General features: G+C 67.3%; 12 protein-coding genes. All 12 read left to right on the top strand.

What is annotated here, in order from left to right:
• Positions 1–33 precede the first annotated feature (33 nt).
• The 12 genes from B0W80_RS19085 to B0W80_RS19030 all read left to right on the top strand — a co-directional run bounded on the left by B0W80_RS19085 (position 34) and on the right by B0W80_RS19030 (position 14,738).
• Positions 34–2,217 carry an indolepyruvate ferredoxin oxidoreductase subunit alpha gene (locus B0W80_RS19085; protein WP_077000733.1) on the top strand — a complete coding sequence of 728 codons (2,184 nt, stop codon included), beginning with the start codon at positions 34–36 and terminating at the stop codon, positions 2,215–2,217.
• A 4-nt stretch (positions 2,218–2,221) separates the two neighbouring features.
• Positions 2,222–3,721, top strand: a complete 1,500-nt coding sequence (locus B0W80_RS19080) for an indolepyruvate oxidoreductase subunit beta family protein (protein ID WP_077000732.1) — start codon at positions 2,222–2,224, stop codon at positions 3,719–3,721.
• Positions 3,722–3,779: 58 nt separating this feature from the next.
• Positions 3,780–4,763, top strand: a complete 984-nt coding sequence (locus B0W80_RS19075; protein WP_077000731.1) for a PDR/VanB family oxidoreductase — start codon at positions 3,780–3,782, stop codon at positions 4,761–4,763.
• Between the two features lie 13 nt (positions 4,764–4,776).
• Positions 4,777–6,090 (top strand): aromatic ring-hydroxylating dioxygenase subunit alpha, encoded by a 1,314-nt coding sequence (locus B0W80_RS19070; protein ID WP_077000730.1) that lies wholly within the window; start codon positions 4,777–4,779, stop codon positions 6,088–6,090.
• On the top strand, positions 6,090–6,572 hold the full coding sequence (locus B0W80_RS19065; RefSeq protein WP_077000729.1) for an aromatic-ring-hydroxylating dioxygenase subunit beta: 483 nt from the start codon (positions 6,090–6,092) through the stop codon (positions 6,570–6,572). Before B0W80_RS19070 ends, B0W80_RS19065 begins: the two co-directional genes overlap by 1 nt.
• Positions 6,572–8,197, top strand: coding sequence for an AMP-binding protein (locus B0W80_RS19060; protein WP_077000728.1), 1,626 nt, complete (start codon positions 6,572–6,574; stop codon positions 8,195–8,197). Before B0W80_RS19065 ends, B0W80_RS19060 begins: the two co-directional genes overlap by 1 nt.
• Positions 8,194–9,369: a thiolase family protein gene (locus B0W80_RS19055; protein ID WP_077000727.1), complete on the top strand. Its 1,176-nt coding sequence runs from the start codon at positions 8,194–8,196 to the stop codon at positions 9,367–9,369. The genes B0W80_RS19060 and B0W80_RS19055 overlap by 4 nt, the downstream gene beginning before the upstream one ends.
• Positions 9,366–10,616 carry an SDR family NAD(P)-dependent oxidoreductase gene (locus tag B0W80_RS19050; protein WP_077000726.1) on the top strand — a complete coding sequence of 417 codons (1,251 nt, stop codon included), beginning with the start codon at positions 9,366–9,368 and terminating at the stop codon, positions 10,614–10,616. Before B0W80_RS19055 ends, B0W80_RS19050 begins: the two co-directional genes overlap by 4 nt.
• Positions 10,617–10,620: 4 nt before the next feature.
• Positions 10,621–11,433 (top strand): cyclase family protein, encoded by an 813-nt coding sequence (locus tag B0W80_RS19045; protein ID WP_077000725.1) that lies wholly within the window; start codon positions 10,621–10,623, stop codon positions 11,431–11,433.
• Complete coding sequence (locus B0W80_RS19040; RefSeq protein ID WP_077000724.1) at positions 11,430–12,161, top strand: SDR family oxidoreductase; 732 nt, start codon at positions 11,430–11,432, stop codon at positions 12,159–12,161. Before B0W80_RS19045 ends, B0W80_RS19040 begins: the two co-directional genes overlap by 4 nt.
• Before the next feature lie 159 nt (positions 12,162–12,320).
• Positions 12,321–13,469, top strand: a complete 1,149-nt coding sequence (locus B0W80_RS19035) for an ABC transporter substrate-binding protein (RefSeq protein WP_077000723.1) — start codon at positions 12,321–12,323, stop codon at positions 13,467–13,469.
• A 123-nt stretch (positions 13,470–13,592) separates the two neighbouring features.
• Complete coding sequence (locus B0W80_RS19030; protein ID WP_077000722.1) at positions 13,593–14,738, top strand: ABC transporter substrate-binding protein; 1,146 nt, start codon at positions 13,593–13,595, stop codon at positions 14,736–14,738.
• Positions 14,739–14,747: the final 9 nt, after the last annotated feature.

The raw sequence follows: 14,747 nt of genomic DNA, 5'->3' as shown, positions 1-14,747 counted from the left end.
GGCCCATCGCCGTCACGGGAAAGAAACGACATCATGGCTGAACGATCATTCGTTGAGGAGGTCAAGAAGCTCCGACTTTCGGAGGGAGAGCTTTTTCGAGGCGAGGGCATCCTGGCGGTGACCAAGGCGCTGCTCGAATCCGGCGTCTCCTACGTGGCCGGCTACCAGGGCGCGCCCATCTCGCATTTGATGGACGTGCTGGCCGACGCCCAGGACATTCTGGCCGAACAGGGCATCCGCTTCGAAAACAGCGCGAGCGAGGCGACGGCGGCCGCCACCCTGGCGGCATCGGTCAACTACCCGCTGCGCGGCGCCGTCACCTTCAAGGCGACCGTCGGCACCAACGTCGCGTCCGATGCGCTGGCCAACCTGGCATCGGGCGGCGTGACCGGCGGCGCGCTGATCATCGTCGGCGAGGACTACGGCGAGGGCTCGTCGATCATGCAGGAGCGCAGCCATGCCTTCGCGATGAAATCGCAGATCTGGCTGCTCGACCCGCGGCCCAACCTGCCCTCGATCGTCGAGGCGGTGAAGGTGGGCTTCGAACTCTCCGAGGCCAGCCACACGCCCGTGATGCTGCAGCTGCGCATCCGCGCCTGCCATGTGCACGGCCAGTTCGTCGCCGGCGCCAACCGGCGCGCCGACTTCACGCTCAAGGATGCGCTGGAGAACCCGCAACGCGACGTCAGCCGCATCGTGCTGCCGCCCGCGAGCTTCGTGCACGAACAAGAGAAGGTGAAGGAGCGCTGGCCCGCCGCGGTGCGCTTCATCGAAGAGCGAGGGCTCAACGAGTTCTTTTCCGAAGACGCCGACGACATCGGCATCATCGTCCAGGGCGGCAGCTACAACACGCTGCTGCGCGCGCTCGAGCGCCTGGGCCTGGCCGATGTGTACGGCAACACGCAGGTGCCGCTGTACGTGATGAACGTCGCCTACCCGCTGGTCGACAACGAAGTGCTGCGCTTCTGCAAAGGCAAGCGCGCCGTGATGGTGGTGGAAGAAGGCCAGCCCAACTTCGTCGAGCAGAACCTCGCCACCATCCTGCGCCAGGCTGGCTCCACCACTGCGCTGCACGGCAAGGACATGCTGCCGGTCGCCGGCGAATACACCGCGGCCGAATTGCTGAAGGGCGTGCGTGCCTTCGCCGAGCGCTACGAGCGGCTGGCGCCGCTGCCCGTGCCCGCGCCGGTGCGCAAGATCATTCCGCTCAAGGAAGTCGCGGCCATCGGCGTCGATGCCGCGCCCGAGCCCGCCTTGCCGTTGGGCGACAGCGTGCATGCGCGGCCGCCCGGCTTCTGCACCGGCTGCCCCGAGCGTCCCATCTTCAGTGCGATGAAGCTGGTCGAGCGCGAACTCGGCCCGCACCACGTGAGCGCGGACATCGGCTGCCACCTGTTTTCCATTCTTCCGCCCTTCAACATCGGCAACACCACCATGGGCTACGGCCTCGGTGGCGCCGGCGCAGCAGCACTCAATGCACCGGCCGGCAAGCGTGCGATCTCGATGATGGGCGACGGCGGCTTCTGGCACAACGGCCTGACCAGCGGCGTGGCCAACGCCGTGTTCAACCAGAGCGACAACCTGACCATCGTGGTCGACAACAACTACACATCGGCCACCGGTGGGCAGGACATCCTGTCGTCGAAGGCGCGCAACGCCACGCGCAGCACCGGCCACGCGATCGAGCGAGCCGTGCGCGGCGTCGGCGTGGAGTGGATCAGGACCATGCGCCGCACCTACGACGTGGCCGGCATGCGCGATGTGATCAAGGAAGCGCTGACGACCCAGCAGAAGGGCCCTAAGGTCCTGATCGCGCAGTCCGAATGCATGCTCAACAAGCAGCGTCGCGAGAAGCCGCTGGTGCGCAAGGCGATCGCCGACGGCAAGCGCATGGTGCGCGACAAGTTCGGCGTCGACGCCGACACCTGCACGGGCGACCATTCCTGCATCCGCCTGTCGGGTTGCCCGTCGCTGTCGATCAAGCCCAACCCCGATCCGCTGCGCACCGACCCGGTCGCGACCGTGCTCGAAAGCTGTGTCGGCTGCGGCAACTGCGGCGACGTGTCGCATGCCGCCGTGCTGTGCCCTTCGTTCTACAAGGCGCAGATCGTCAGCAACCCCACGGGCTGGGACCGCTTCCGCCAGCGGGTGCGCACCGGCGTGATCGGCTGGCTGCAACGTGGCGACGCCAAGCGTCAAGAGGCCTACGCGTTCTGAACCCATGAGCAAGACACAACCTATCAAAATTGCGATTCTTGCCATGGGCGGCGAGGGCGGCGGCGTGCTGGCCGACTGGATCGTCGACATGGGCGAAGCCAACGGCTACGTCGCGCAGACCACCTCGGTGCCCGGTGTGGCGCAGCGCACCGGCGCCACCATCTACTACGTCGAGCTCTATCCGTTGGCCCAGGCCGATGCCGACGGCGGCCGCCCTGTACTCGCGCTGATGCCGCTGCCCGGCGACGTGGACGTGGTGCTCGCTTCCGAACTCATGGAAGCCGGCCGGGCCGTGCAGCGCGGCTTGGTCACTGCCGACCGCACGACGCTGGTCGCGTCCACCCACCGCGTCTACTCCATTGCCGAGAAGAGTGCGATGGGCGACGGACGCGTCGACAGTGGCGAATTGCTGGCGCACGCCGAGCGCGCTGCGGCTCGCTTCATTCACTTCGACATGGCCCGCGCGGCCGAGGCGGCGGGCAGCGTGATCAGCGCAGTGCTGTTCGGTGCACTCGCCGGCGCGGGCGTGCTGCCCTTCAGCCGTGCGCAGTTCGAGGCCACCATCGAACGGGGCGGCGTCGGCGTCAAGCCCAGCCTCAAGGCCTTCGGCGCTGCGTTCGACAAGGTGCAGCAAGGTTCGGGCGACACCCCCGTCGTGCCCGCACCGGCAGTCGCGCCGCAGCCGCGCCATCCCGCCGTGCGCGCCCTGGTCGACCGCGTGCAGCGCGACTTCTCTGCACCGCTGCACGGCGTGCTGTTCGAGGGCGTCCGCCGGCTGGTCGACTACCAGGACACGGACTACGCCGGCCTCTACCTCGACCGCATGGCCGCCATCGCCACGCTGCCCCAGGCCGGCGAGCAACGCCTGCAGTACGAGACCGCGCGCCACCTGGCGCTGTGGATGTCCTACGAAGACACGGCCCGCGTCGCCGCGCTCAAGACGCGCGCCACCCGTTTCGAGCGCGTTCGCGGCGAGGCCAATGTGCAAGACGGGCAACTGCTCGCCATCCAGGAATACATGCACCCGCGCCTGCAGGAGATCTGCGAGACGCTGCCCGGTGGCCTCGGCCGCTGGTTGTCGAACTCGGGTGCCCCGCGCCGGCTGGTGGAGCGCATGACGCAGAAGGGTCGCGTGATTCGCACCAGTTCGCTGCGCGGCTATCTGATGCTGCGCATGGTCGCCTCGGCCCGGCGTTGGCGCCGCAGCACCACGCGCTATGCCGACGAGAACCGGCGCATCGAAGCTTGGCTGCAGCGCATCGCGGCCACTGCGCAGCAGAACCCGGAGCTCGCCGTCGAGCTGGCCCAGTGCCAACGCCTGGTCAAAGGCTACAGCGACACCCACGAGCGCGGCCTGCGCAACTACGACACCGTCATGGCTGCCTTCGAGCGGGCCGGCAACCGCATCGCACCGGCCACCTTGCGCGAGCTGCGCGATGCGGCGCTGGCTGACGAGCACGGGAAGAAGCTGCAGGCCGCACTCGCGCGGCATGCGCTCGCGTGACGAAGTTCAGGAAGCCCAGGAAGCCCACGACGTCCACAGAGACACCGGAGACACACGCATGACCGCCACCCTGCAACTGCGCGTCGCCGAGGCGCACCAGCTCAATCCGCTGATCCGCATGTTCCGCCTGCGCGCCGCCGACGGCCGTGCGCTGCCGGGCTTCAGCGCCGGCGCGCACATCCGCATCCAGGTCGAACTGGCCGGCGGTGCCAAGGACTGGCGCCACTATTCACTGATCAATTTCGCCACCGAGCGCAATGCGACGGTCGCGCCCACCGAATACACGATCGCCGTGCGCAAGGAAGACGAAGGCCGCGGCGGCTCGCGCTTCATGCACGAGCGTCTGCAGCCTGGCGACGAGGTCACCATCGAGCTGCCGAAGAACGACTTCCCGCTGCACACCGGCCCGGGTGGCAGCGTGCTGCTGGCAGGCGGCATCGGCATCACGCCGCTGGCCAGCATGGCGGCGCGCCGCCGCGCCGAAGGCGAACGCGTACAGCTGAACTACGCCGGCCGCAGCCGCGAGCTGATGGCCTTCCTGCCTGAGCTGCAAGCGCTGCTCGCGGACGACCTGCGCGTGCATGCCGACGTCGAGGCCGGTGGCCCGCTCGACATCGATGCGGTGCTCGATGGCGTTCCGGCCGGCGACCGTCTCTACGTCTGCGGCCCCAAGGTCATGCTCGATGCCGTCCTGGCCCGCACGCAGGCCCGCGGCTGGGCGCACGACCGCGTGCATTTCGAACTCTTCACCGAGGCTGTCGTCGAAGAAGGCGACCAGGCCTTCGAGGTCGAGCTCGCGCAGTCGGGCCAGCGCTTTACGGTGCCTGCCGATCAGAGCATCCTCGACTGTCTGATCGAGCATGGCTGCGACCCCCTGTTCGACTGCAAGCGCGGCGAATGCGGCGTGTGTGCGACGCCGGTGCTCGAAGGCGACATCGACCACCGCGACTACGTGCTGAGCGCGCGCGAGAAGGCCGAGGGCAATGTCATGCAGATATGCATCTCGCGCGCCAAGGGGGCGCGGCTGGTGCTCGACATCTGAAGGAGACCACACGATGACTTCCTACCGGGGCAATCCAGCGGCGGTGCGCGCGCTGGTGCAGAACGACCGCGTTCATCGCGACCTGTACATCAGCCAGGACCTGTTCGAACTCGAACAGGAGCACTTCTTCGCCAACACCTGGAATTACGTCGGCCATGAAAGCCAGATCCCGAAGCCCGGCGACTACCTGAGCGAGCAGGTCGCGGGCCGTCCGATCATCGTGGTGCGGCACACCGACGGCACCGTGCGCGCCATGATGAACCGCTGCGCGCACAAGGGCTCGCGCCTGGTGAGTGCGCCCTGCGGCAACACCGGCAAGTTCTTTCGCTGTCCCTATCACGCGTGGACCTTCAAGACCGATGGGTCGCCGCTCGCGATTCCGCTGAAAAACGGCTACGAGGGCACGCAACTGCACGAGTGCGAGGCATCCAAGGGACTCACCACCATTCCCAATGTGCGCAGTCACCGCGGCTTCATCTTCGTGAAGATCAACGACGCCGGGCCGGGCTTCGACGAGTATTTCGGGGACTCGCTGAGTTCCATCGACAACATGGCCGACCGTTCGCCCGAGGGCGAGCTGGAAATTGCAGGCGGCTGCCTGCGCTTCATGCACCAGTGCAACTGGAAGATGTTCGTCGAGAACCTCAACGACACCATGCATCCGATGGTGGCGCACGAGTCTTCCGCCGGCACCGCCAAGCGCATGTGGGCCGACAAGCCGGAAGACGCGCCCAAGCCCATGGCGGTCGAGCAGTTCGTGCCCTTCATGTCCGACTACAAGTTCTTCGAGGACATGGGCATTCGCACTTACGACAACGGCCACAGTTTCACCGGCGTGCATTTCAGCATTCACAGCAAGTACAAGGCGATCCCCGCCTATGACGATGCGATGCATGCGCGCTACGGCGAAGAGCGCACGGCGCAGATCCTGGGCATGGCGCGTCACAACACGGTCTATTACCCCAATCTCACGATCAAAGGCGCGATCCAGGCCATCCGCGTGGTCAAGCCCATTTCGGCGGACAAGACCCTGATCGAGAGCTGGACCTTCCGCCTCAAGGGTGCGCCGCCCGAGTTGCTGCAGCGCACCGCGATGTACAACCGTCTCATCAACTCGCCTTTCTCGGTGGTCGGCCACGACGACCTGCAGGCCTACCGCGGCATCCAGGCCGGGCTGCATGCATCCGGCAATGAATGGGTGAGCCTGCACCGTAATTACGACCCGGCCGAATTGAAAGGCGGCGAAATGACGACGGGCGGCACCAATGAATTGCCCATGCGCAACCAGTACCGCGCCTGGGCCGAGCGCATGACGGAGACCATGTGATGGCCAGCCCGACCCGCCAGGACCTGATCGACTTCGTGGTGCAGGAGTCGCGGCTGCTCGACGCGCGGCGCTACGAAGATTGGAACGCGCTCTTCACCGACGACGCCTTCTATTGGGTGCCGGCAGTGCCCGGCCAGGAAGATGGCCTCAATCACTGCTCGCACATGTACGAAGACAAGCTGCTGCGCGAACTGCGCATCGAGCGTCTCAAGAGCCCGCGGGCTTTTTCGCAGCAGCCGCCCAGCCGGTGCCACCACCTGCTGCAGGTGCCGACCGTCGAGCAATTCGATGAAGCAGGCAATGAGTTCGTCGTGCGCACGGAGTTCCATTACACCGAGTCGCAGGGCGATGAACTGCAGTTCTACGTCGGCACCTTCTTCCACCACCTGAAGCAGGTGGACGGCGCACTGCGCATGACGCTCAAGCGCGTGAACATCCTCAACTGCGACGCCGCGCTGCCGGCCGTGCAGCTCTTCATCTGATGACGATGCGCACCGTTCACCAATGTTTTGTGGCGACGGCGGCACGCACGCCCGATGCCGAATTCCTGTTCACCGAATCGGTGACGGCAAAGGCCTATGGGATCGAGGCCGGCGCCATCCGCTGGGGCGAGGCGGCTTCGGGAGTCGAGCGCCTGCGCCAGGCCTATGCCACTGCGGGCTACGGCCACGGCCATCGCGTCGGCCTGCTCCTGGAAAACCGGCCCGCCTTTCTGCTGCACTGGTTGGCGCTCAACGCCCTGGGCGTGAGCGTGGTGCCGATCAACGCCGAGATGCGTTCTGCCGAGCTCGTGTACCTGATCGGCCACAGCGAGATCACGCTGGCCGTGACCTTGCCCGAGCGCGCGGCCGATCTGCGCGCAGCCGCGGTGCAGGCCGGCGTTGCCTTCCAGACGATGGGCCCGGACGATGCGGTGCCTGCTGCGGCCACGCCCGCGCCGCGCGCGCAGGATGCGATCGGCACGGACACCGAGTGCGCGTTGCTCTACACCTCCGGCACCACCGGCCGGCCGAAGGGTTGCATCCTGGCGAACGAGTACTTCCTGCGCGCTGGCGAGTGGTATGCGGCACTCGACGGCGTCTGCGGTATCCGGCCCGATACCGAAAGAGTCATCACGCCGCTGCCGCTCAATCACATGAATGCGATGGCCTTCTCCACCATGGTGGTGCTGACGGCCGGCGGCTGCCTGGTGCAGCTGGATCGCTTTCATCCGAAGAGCTGGCTCGCGAGTGCGCGCGAGAGCCGGGCCACCATCGTCCACTACCTGGGCGTGATGCCGGCGATGCTGCTGGGCGCACCGGAATCCGCGGCCGACCGCGACCATGCGATTCGCTGGGGCTTCGGGGCCGGCGTGGACCGCAAGAACCACGCGCCCTTCGAGGCCCGCTTCGGCTTTCCGCTGGTCGAGGCCTGGGCCATGACCGAGACCGGTGCCGGCGCCTGCATCATGGCCAACCGCGAACCGCGCCAGGTCGGCACCAGCTGCTTCGGCCGCTCGCAGGATTACGTCGAGGTGCGGCTGGTGGACGAGGCCGGCGAGCAGGTCGCGGGAGACCAGCCCGGCGAGCTGCTCGTGCGTTCGGCCGGCGACGACCCGCGGCGCTACTTCTTCTCCGGCTACTTGAAAGACGAGGCTGCGACACGCGACGCGTGGGAAGGCGGCTGGTTCCACACCGGCGACCTGGTGCGCCGCGATGCCGACGGCAACTTCTTCTTCGTCGATCGCAAGAAGAACGTGATTCGCCGCAGTGGAGAGAACATCTCGGCCGTGGAAGTGGAGAGCGTGCTCAACCAGCATCCGGCGGTGAAGGCGTCGGCCGTCGCCGCCACGCCCGACCCGGTGCGCGGCGACGAGGTTCTGGCTTGCGTCGTGCTGAACGAAGACGCCGGCGCGGCGGAGCGCGAGCGCATCGCTGCCGGCATCGTCGAGCATGCGCTGGCCCAACTGGCCTATTACAAGGCGCCGGGTTACGTCGCATTCGTCGACGCGCTGCCCTTGACGCCCTCGCAGAAGATCCAGCGCGGGCAGTTGCGCGAGCTGGCTCACGCGCTGCCGGGGCAGGCGCACTGCATCGACACGCGGTCGATGAAGAAAAGGCAGCCATGACCAGGTCATCGCGGCAGTCTTATGAAGGCGTGGCGGTCGCGGTGCCGGTCACGGTGCCCTACGTCCGCTATTCGACGCACAGTGCGCATTGGTTCATCGGCCAGGCGATCGAGGCGCTGGTCAAGGCCAGCGGCGTGCGCAAGGAAGACATCGACGGGCTGAGCCTCAGCAGCTTTTCGCTGGCACCGGACACGGCCGTCGGTGTGACGCAGCACCTGGGCCTGAGCCCGCGCTGGCTGGACCACGTGCCCACCGGCGGCGCTTCGGGCGTGATGTGCCTGCGCCGCGCCGCGCGGGCCGTGCAGGCCGGCGATGCCGACATCGTCGCCTGCGTGGGTGCCGACACCAACCACGTCGACTCTTTCCGCCTGACGCTCGGCAGCTTCAGCAACTTCGCGCGCGATGCGAGTTACCCGTATGGCTCGGGTGGCCCGAATTCCATCTTCGCGATGATCACTGCGAATTACATGCGGACATTTGGTGCGAAGCGCGAGGACTTCGGCCGCATCGCGGTCGACCAGCGCACCAATGCGCTCGGCAATCCGAATGCCGTGTTCAAGAAGCCGCTGACGCTCGACGAATACATGGATGCGCGGCCGATCTCGGACCCGATCCACCTGTTCGACTGCGTGATGCCCTGCGCGGGCGCCGATGCCTTCCTGGTGATGAGCGAGGCGCGCGCCCGCGACCTGGGCCTGCCGCATGCGGTGATCCGCGGTGCGATCGAGCGGCACAACGCCTATGCCGAAGACCCGGTGATGGTGCAGGGCGGCTGGCGCAAGGACCGCGACGACCTCTATGCACAGGCCGGTGTCAAGCCCGCCGACCTGGACTTCGTGCAGACCTATGACGACTACCCGGTGATCGTGATGATGCAGTTCGAGGACCTGGGCTTCTGCGAAAAGGGCGAGGGTCCCGACTTCGTGCGCGCGAACACCACGACCTTCGACGGCAGCTTTCCCAACAACACGAGCGGCGGGCAGTTGTCCGGCGGGCAGGCCGGTGCGGCGGGCGGCTTTCTGGGCATGGTGGAGGCGATTCGGCAGCTCACGGATGCAGCGGATTCGCGTGCAGTGCCCGACGCAAAGCTGGGCCTGGTCGCCGGCTTCGGCATGGTCACCTACGACCGCTGCCTGTGCACCGGTGCCGTCATTCTCGGGAGGTCGGAATGACCATGCCGTTGATGCGCCCCAAGCGCAAGAACCCCGTGCTTCGCACCCGGCAGATGAACCTGCCGCCGGGCTCCCGCGGCCGCGTCGCGCTCAACATGACGGCGGCCGCCGCCGAGGGCCGCTTCGAGCTGCAGACCTGCAAGGACTGCGGCACCGTGCAGTACCCGCCGCGCGAGGCCTGCCACAAGTGCCTGTCGCCGCGCCTGCAATGGCGCGAGCAGAGCGGCGCGGGCGAACTGCTCGCGACGACGACCCTGCACCACAGCAACGACCTGTTCTTCCGCGAGCGCCTGCCATGGCGACTGGGCCTGGTTCATCTCGACAGCGGGCCCACGCTGATGGTGCACCTGCACGGCGAGGTCGGCGATGCGCCCGCGGACGTGCGCGTGGGTGCGCGGCTGGACCGCGCCGGACAGGCGGTTCTGATCGGATTTCCCAAGGAAGGAAGTGCCCATATGGCCGACGACAAGATGCTGCGTGAAATGACCAGCGACCCCAAGTTCCGCAAGGCGCTCGTGACCGACGGCAAGACCGAGGTCGGCCAGGCGATCGTGCGCGCACTGGTGAAGGCCGGCGCCGACATCGTCTGGGTCGGCCATGCCGAGCCCTGGAAGAAGCTGGGCGGACTGGAGGACATCACGGCGCTGCCGCAGGTGACGCTGGTGCCGCTGGACTTGACCAACGGCCGCTCCGTCACCGAGCTGGCCGGCGAGATCGGCGGCAAGGTCGACATCGTGATCAACAACGCCGAGGTGCACCGCACCTTCGGCATCGGCGCACGCCGCGGCACCGACGTCGCCAAGGCCGAGATGGACATCAACTACTTCGGCTTCCTGCGCCTCGCGCAGGAATTCGGCCCGGCGCTCAAGGGCCGCTCGGCCGACGGCGTGACCGGTGCCACGGCCTGGGTCAATCTGCTGTCGATCTATGCGCTCGCCAACTACCCGCCGCACGGCACCTTCAGCGCCTCGAAGGCTGCGGCGTACTCGCTCGCGCAGTGCCTGCGCGCCGAGATGCGGCCGGCTGGCATCCGCGTGGTCAACGTGTTCCCGGGCCCGATCGACGACGAATGGAACCAGCACCAGCCGCCGCCCAAGCTGGCACCGAGCGCGCTGGCCAATGCCATCGTGAAGGCGCTGCGCGATGGCATCGAGGACGTGTACCCCGGCGACGTGGCGCAGGAGTGGCTCGAGCGCTGGCGCGACAACCCCAAGGTGCTCGAACGCGAACTCGCAGCAGGAGGCTGAACAGATGACGACGACAACCGAACTCATGTCCACCGCCGAGATCCTCGGCAGCCTGGTCGGCGCGATGGCCAGCGGCCGCATTCGCGTGGTCGACCTCACGCAGACGCTGACGCCCGAGTTCCCGCAGATCGCGCTGCCGCCCGAGATGGGCCAGTGCTGGCCTTTCCGCATCGAGGAGGTGTCGAAGTACGACGAGCGCGGGCCCGGCTGGTATTGGAACAACTTCTCTTGCGGCGAGCACACCGGCACGCACTTCGATGCGCCCATCCATTGGATCTCGGGCCGCGACCTGCCGCACAACTCGGTCGACACGATCCCTGTGCAGGACTTCGTGGCTGCGGCTTGCGTCATCGACTGCTCGAAGGACGTGGCGGCCAATCCGGACTACCTGATGACGGTCGAAGACATCGAGCGCTTCGAGGCCGAACACGGACGCATCCCCAAAGGCGCCTGGGTGCTGATGCGCACCGACTGGTCCAAGCGCGCCGACCCCGAGGCCTACCAGAACTTCGACGAGACCGGCCAGCACACGCCGGGCCCGAGCGCCGAGGCGGTTCGCTTCCTGGTCGAGCAGCGCGACGTGCTGGGCTTCGGCTCGGAAGCCATCGGCACCGATGCGGGCCAGGGCTACCACCTGCGGCCGCCGTACCCCTGTCACTACTACATGCACGGTGCCGGTCGCTATGGGCTGCAGTGCCTGAGCAACCTAGACCTGTTGCCGCCCACCGGCGCGGTGCTGATCTGCCCGCCGCTTAAGATCGAAAAGGGCAGCGGCAGCCCGCTGCGCGTGCTCGCCCTGGTAGGAGCCACACCATGAACCTGACCCATCCCGTGGCGGCCGTGACCGGCGGCAGCGCCGGCATCGGCAAGGCGATCTGCGCGGACCTGCTCGCGCAAGGCTACGAGGTGGTGTCGCTCGCGCGGCGCCGCTGCGAGATCAACCATCCCAAGCTCTACAACATCGAGGTCGACCTGATGGACCGCGCGGCCACGGCCCAGGCCGCGCAGGAGATGGTCAAGCGCTTCGAGGTGCGCACGGTGGTCCACAACGCAGGCGTGATCCGGCCTGCGCTGCTGTCCGAGGTGAAGCTCGACGACCTTGATGCGCTGGTCGACCTGCACCTGGGTTGCGCCATTCAGCTGGTGCAGGCGGCGCTGCCTGCCATGCGCGAAGAGCGCTTCGGTCGCGTGGTGCTGCTGTCGTCGCGCGCGGCCGTGGGATTGGCCACGCGTACCAACTATTCCGCGACCAAGGCCGGGATGCTGGGCATGGCCCGCACCTGGGCACTGGAGCTGGCGGCCGAGGGCATCACCGTCAACGTGGTGGCCCCGGGGCCGATCCGCACCGACATGTTCCACGAGGTCGTGGAGGCCGGCAGCGACAAGGAACGCCAACTGGCCGCCTCGGTGCCCGTGCAGCGATTGGGCGAGGCGGGCGACGTGGCACGGGCCGTGCGTTTCTTCGTCGATCCGGCCAACAGCTTCATTACCGGACAGGTGCTGTACGTGTGCGGCGGCACCAGTGTGGGCAGTCTCGCGCTGTAGCGGTGCGTGCTTGCAAGGCCTGCACGCGATACCTGGAAAACCCCGCGTTGTTTCCCTTGTCATCGACGCACCGGCTCGCTAGCATTGTTTAGACCTAAACATTTCATAAATCATGTTCGACGTCCGCACGCGGACCCCGATCAACGAAGGAGCCCCGTCATGAAACTCACGACCTCGATCCGCGCCCTTGCAGGCGTCGCCTTCGCCCTGAGCGCCGCGGGCGCCTGGGCGGCCGACTACAAGGTCGGCTTCATCACGTCGTTGTCAGGGCCGGTGTCCTCGCTGGGCATTCCCTACGAAAAGGGCATGAAGGCCGCGCTGGCCTACAAGTCGGAAGTCAACGGCCGCAAGGTCCAGTTGGTGCAGCTCGACGATGCGTCCGATCCGTCGACCGCCGCGCGCAATGCCCGCAAGATGATCGACGAGGACAAGGTCGACGTCATCATCGGCACGGCCGGCTCGCCCGGCGCGCTGGCCATCGCGGCCGTGGCGCGCGAGACCAAGACGCCGCTGATCTCCATCGCCAACGCCAATCTGCCGGGCGAAGAGGGCGCTTGGATGGTCACGCTGCCGCAGCCCGCGCCGCTGATGCTCAGCGCGGTGGTCGACCAGATGAAGAAGTCCGGCGTGAAGACGGTGGGCTACATCGGCTTCTCCGACGCCTGGGGCGACCTGGTCTACGACGCGCTCACCAAGAGCGCGCCCGCCGCCGGCATCAAGGTGGTGAGCAACGAACGCTACGCACGCGCCGATGCCTCCGTCACTGGCCAGGTGCTGAAGATCGTGGCGCTCAAGCCCGACGCGGTGATCACCGGCACCTCGGGCACGCCCGGCGCGCTGCCTTACCTCGCACTGCAGGAGCGTGGCTACAAGGGCCAGATCTACGGCATGCATGCCCTGATCAACCCCGACTTCGTGCGCGTGGGCGGCAATGCGGTCGAAGGCCTGCTGGCACCCACCGGCCCGGTGATCGTGGCCGAGCAGCTGCCCGACTCGAACCCGATCCGCAAGATCTCGATGGACTTCCGCTCGGCCTACCAGAAGGCCAACGGCGCGGCGCCCACCGATGCCTTCTCGGCCTACAGCTTCGACGCCTGGCTGCTCTTCCTCGACGCCGCCCAGCGCACCAAGGGCGAGCCCGGCACGCCGGCCTTCCGCTCGGCGCTGCGCGACTCGATCGTCAGCACCAAGGAGCTGGTCGGCACGCACAGCGTCTACAACTTCAAGCCCACCGACCGCTATGGGTCGGACGACCGCTCGCGCGTGGTCGTGAAGTTGGAAAAGGGCCAATGGAAACTGGTTCCCTGACTCTCCCCCAGGCTTGCTCACTTCGTGTAGCCGCCAACCCCCTCACCGGGGGCAACACCAGCGGCCCGGCAAAGCCGGTTCCGCGGTGTTCCCCGCATAGCTCCGATTGATCGAAAGAATGTGATGAAGCGAACGCTCCTTCAGCTTGTCGGCCTCACGGCCATCGCCCTCGCGGCAGCCCAGGCCACCGCGGCCGACCTCAAGATCGGCTTCATCAGCTCGCTGTCGGGTCCGGTGTCGGCGCTCGGCATTCCGTACGAGAAGGGCATCCGCGCGGCCATCGCCGAGCACCCGCAGCTGGCCGGCCGCAAGGTCGAGCTGATCGTGCTCGACGACGCCTCCGACCCCACGACCGCCGGCCGCAACGCGCGCAAGCTGGTGGTGGAAGATAAGGTCGACGTGCTCATCGGCACCTCGGGCGTGCCCGGCGCCATGGCCATCGCGGCGGTCGCGCGTGAACTCAACACGCCACTGATCTCGCCCACCCCCGTGACCATCCCCGGGCCCGAGGGCGCATGGACGGTGACAGTGTCGCAGCCCTTCCCGTTGATGGTGGCGGGCGTGGTCGAGCGCATGAAGAAGTCGGGCGTGAAGACGGTCGCCTTCATCGGCTTCAGCGACGCGCTGGGCGACCTGGCCTACGACTCGCTGATGAAGAGCGCCGAAGCCGCCGGCATCAAGGTGGTGGCCAACGAGCGCTATGCGCGCAGCGATTCGTCGGTCGCCGGCCAGGTGCTGAAGATCATCGCCTCGCGTCCCGATGCGGTCTTCGCCGGCAACTCGGGCACGCCGGGTGCGCTGCCCTACCTGGGCCTGGCCGAGCGCGGCTACAAGGGGCAGATCTACGGCACGCACGGCCTGATCAACGCCGACTTCGTGCGCGTGGGCGGCGCCTCCATCGAAGGCCTGCAGGTGCCCAGCGGCCCGGTGCTCGTCGCCGACCAGCTGCCGGCCGACAACCCGATCAAGAAGGTGTCGATGAACTTCCGCAGCGCCTACCAGAAGGTGCACGGCGCGGCGCCCACCGATGCCTTCTCGTCCTACACCTACGACGCCTACTTGCTGCTGGCCGATGCGGCCTCGCGTACCAAGGGCGAGCCCGGCACGCCGGCCTACCGCACGGCTCTGCGCGACGCGATCGTGAGCACGAAGGAGCTGGTGGGCACGCACGGTGTCTACAACTTCAAGCCCGACAACCGCTACGGTTCGGACCAGCGCGCCGTGGTGGTGGTGCGCATGGAAAAGGGCCAGTGGAAGCTCGTCCCCTGATCGACGCAT

This window comes from Variovorax sp. KK3 (assembly GCF_001984055.1).
In the GTDB taxonomy this organism is placed as follows: domain Bacteria; phylum Pseudomonadota; class Gammaproteobacteria; order Burkholderiales; family Burkholderiaceae_C; genus Variovorax.
The sequence above is the reverse complement of the archived record's forward strand: the minus strand, read 5'-3'. Positions and strand labels throughout refer to the sequence as shown.

What these genes read in the sequence shown, in the direction of transcription:
- B0W80_RS19085 (WP_077000733.1), top strand. Translation starts at nt 34, where the DNA reads ATGGCTGAACGATCATTCGTTGAGGAGGTCAAGAAGCTCCGACTTTCG.
- B0W80_RS19080 (WP_077000732.1), top strand. Translation starts at nt 2,222, where the DNA reads ATGAGCAAGACACAACCTATCAAAATTGCGATTCTTGCCATGGGCGGC.
- B0W80_RS19075 (WP_077000731.1), top strand. Translation starts at nt 3,780, where the DNA reads ATGACCGCCACCCTGCAACTGCGCGTCGCCGAGGCGCACCAGCTCAAT.
- B0W80_RS19070 (WP_077000730.1), top strand. Translation starts at nt 4,777, where the DNA reads ATGACTTCCTACCGGGGCAATCCAGCGGCGGTGCGCGCGCTGGTGCAG.
- B0W80_RS19065 (WP_077000729.1), top strand. Translation starts at nt 6,090, where the DNA reads ATGGCCAGCCCGACCCGCCAGGACCTGATCGACTTCGTGGTGCAGGAG.
- B0W80_RS19060 (WP_077000728.1), top strand. Translation starts at nt 6,572, where the DNA reads ATGACGATGCGCACCGTTCACCAATGTTTTGTGGCGACGGCGGCACGC.
- B0W80_RS19055 (WP_077000727.1), top strand. Translation starts at nt 8,194, where the DNA reads ATGACCAGGTCATCGCGGCAGTCTTATGAAGGCGTGGCGGTCGCGGTG.
- B0W80_RS19050 (WP_077000726.1), top strand. Translation starts at nt 9,366, where the DNA reads ATGACCATGCCGTTGATGCGCCCCAAGCGCAAGAACCCCGTGCTTCGC.
- B0W80_RS19045 (WP_077000725.1), top strand. Translation starts at nt 10,621, where the DNA reads ATGACGACGACAACCGAACTCATGTCCACCGCCGAGATCCTCGGCAGC.
- B0W80_RS19040 (WP_077000724.1), top strand. Translation starts at nt 11,430, where the DNA reads ATGAACCTGACCCATCCCGTGGCGGCCGTGACCGGCGGCAGCGCCGGC.
- B0W80_RS19035 (WP_077000723.1), top strand. Translation starts at nt 12,321, where the DNA reads ATGAAACTCACGACCTCGATCCGCGCCCTTGCAGGCGTCGCCTTCGCC.
- B0W80_RS19030 (WP_077000722.1), top strand. Translation starts at nt 13,593, where the DNA reads ATGAAGCGAACGCTCCTTCAGCTTGTCGGCCTCACGGCCATCGCCCTC.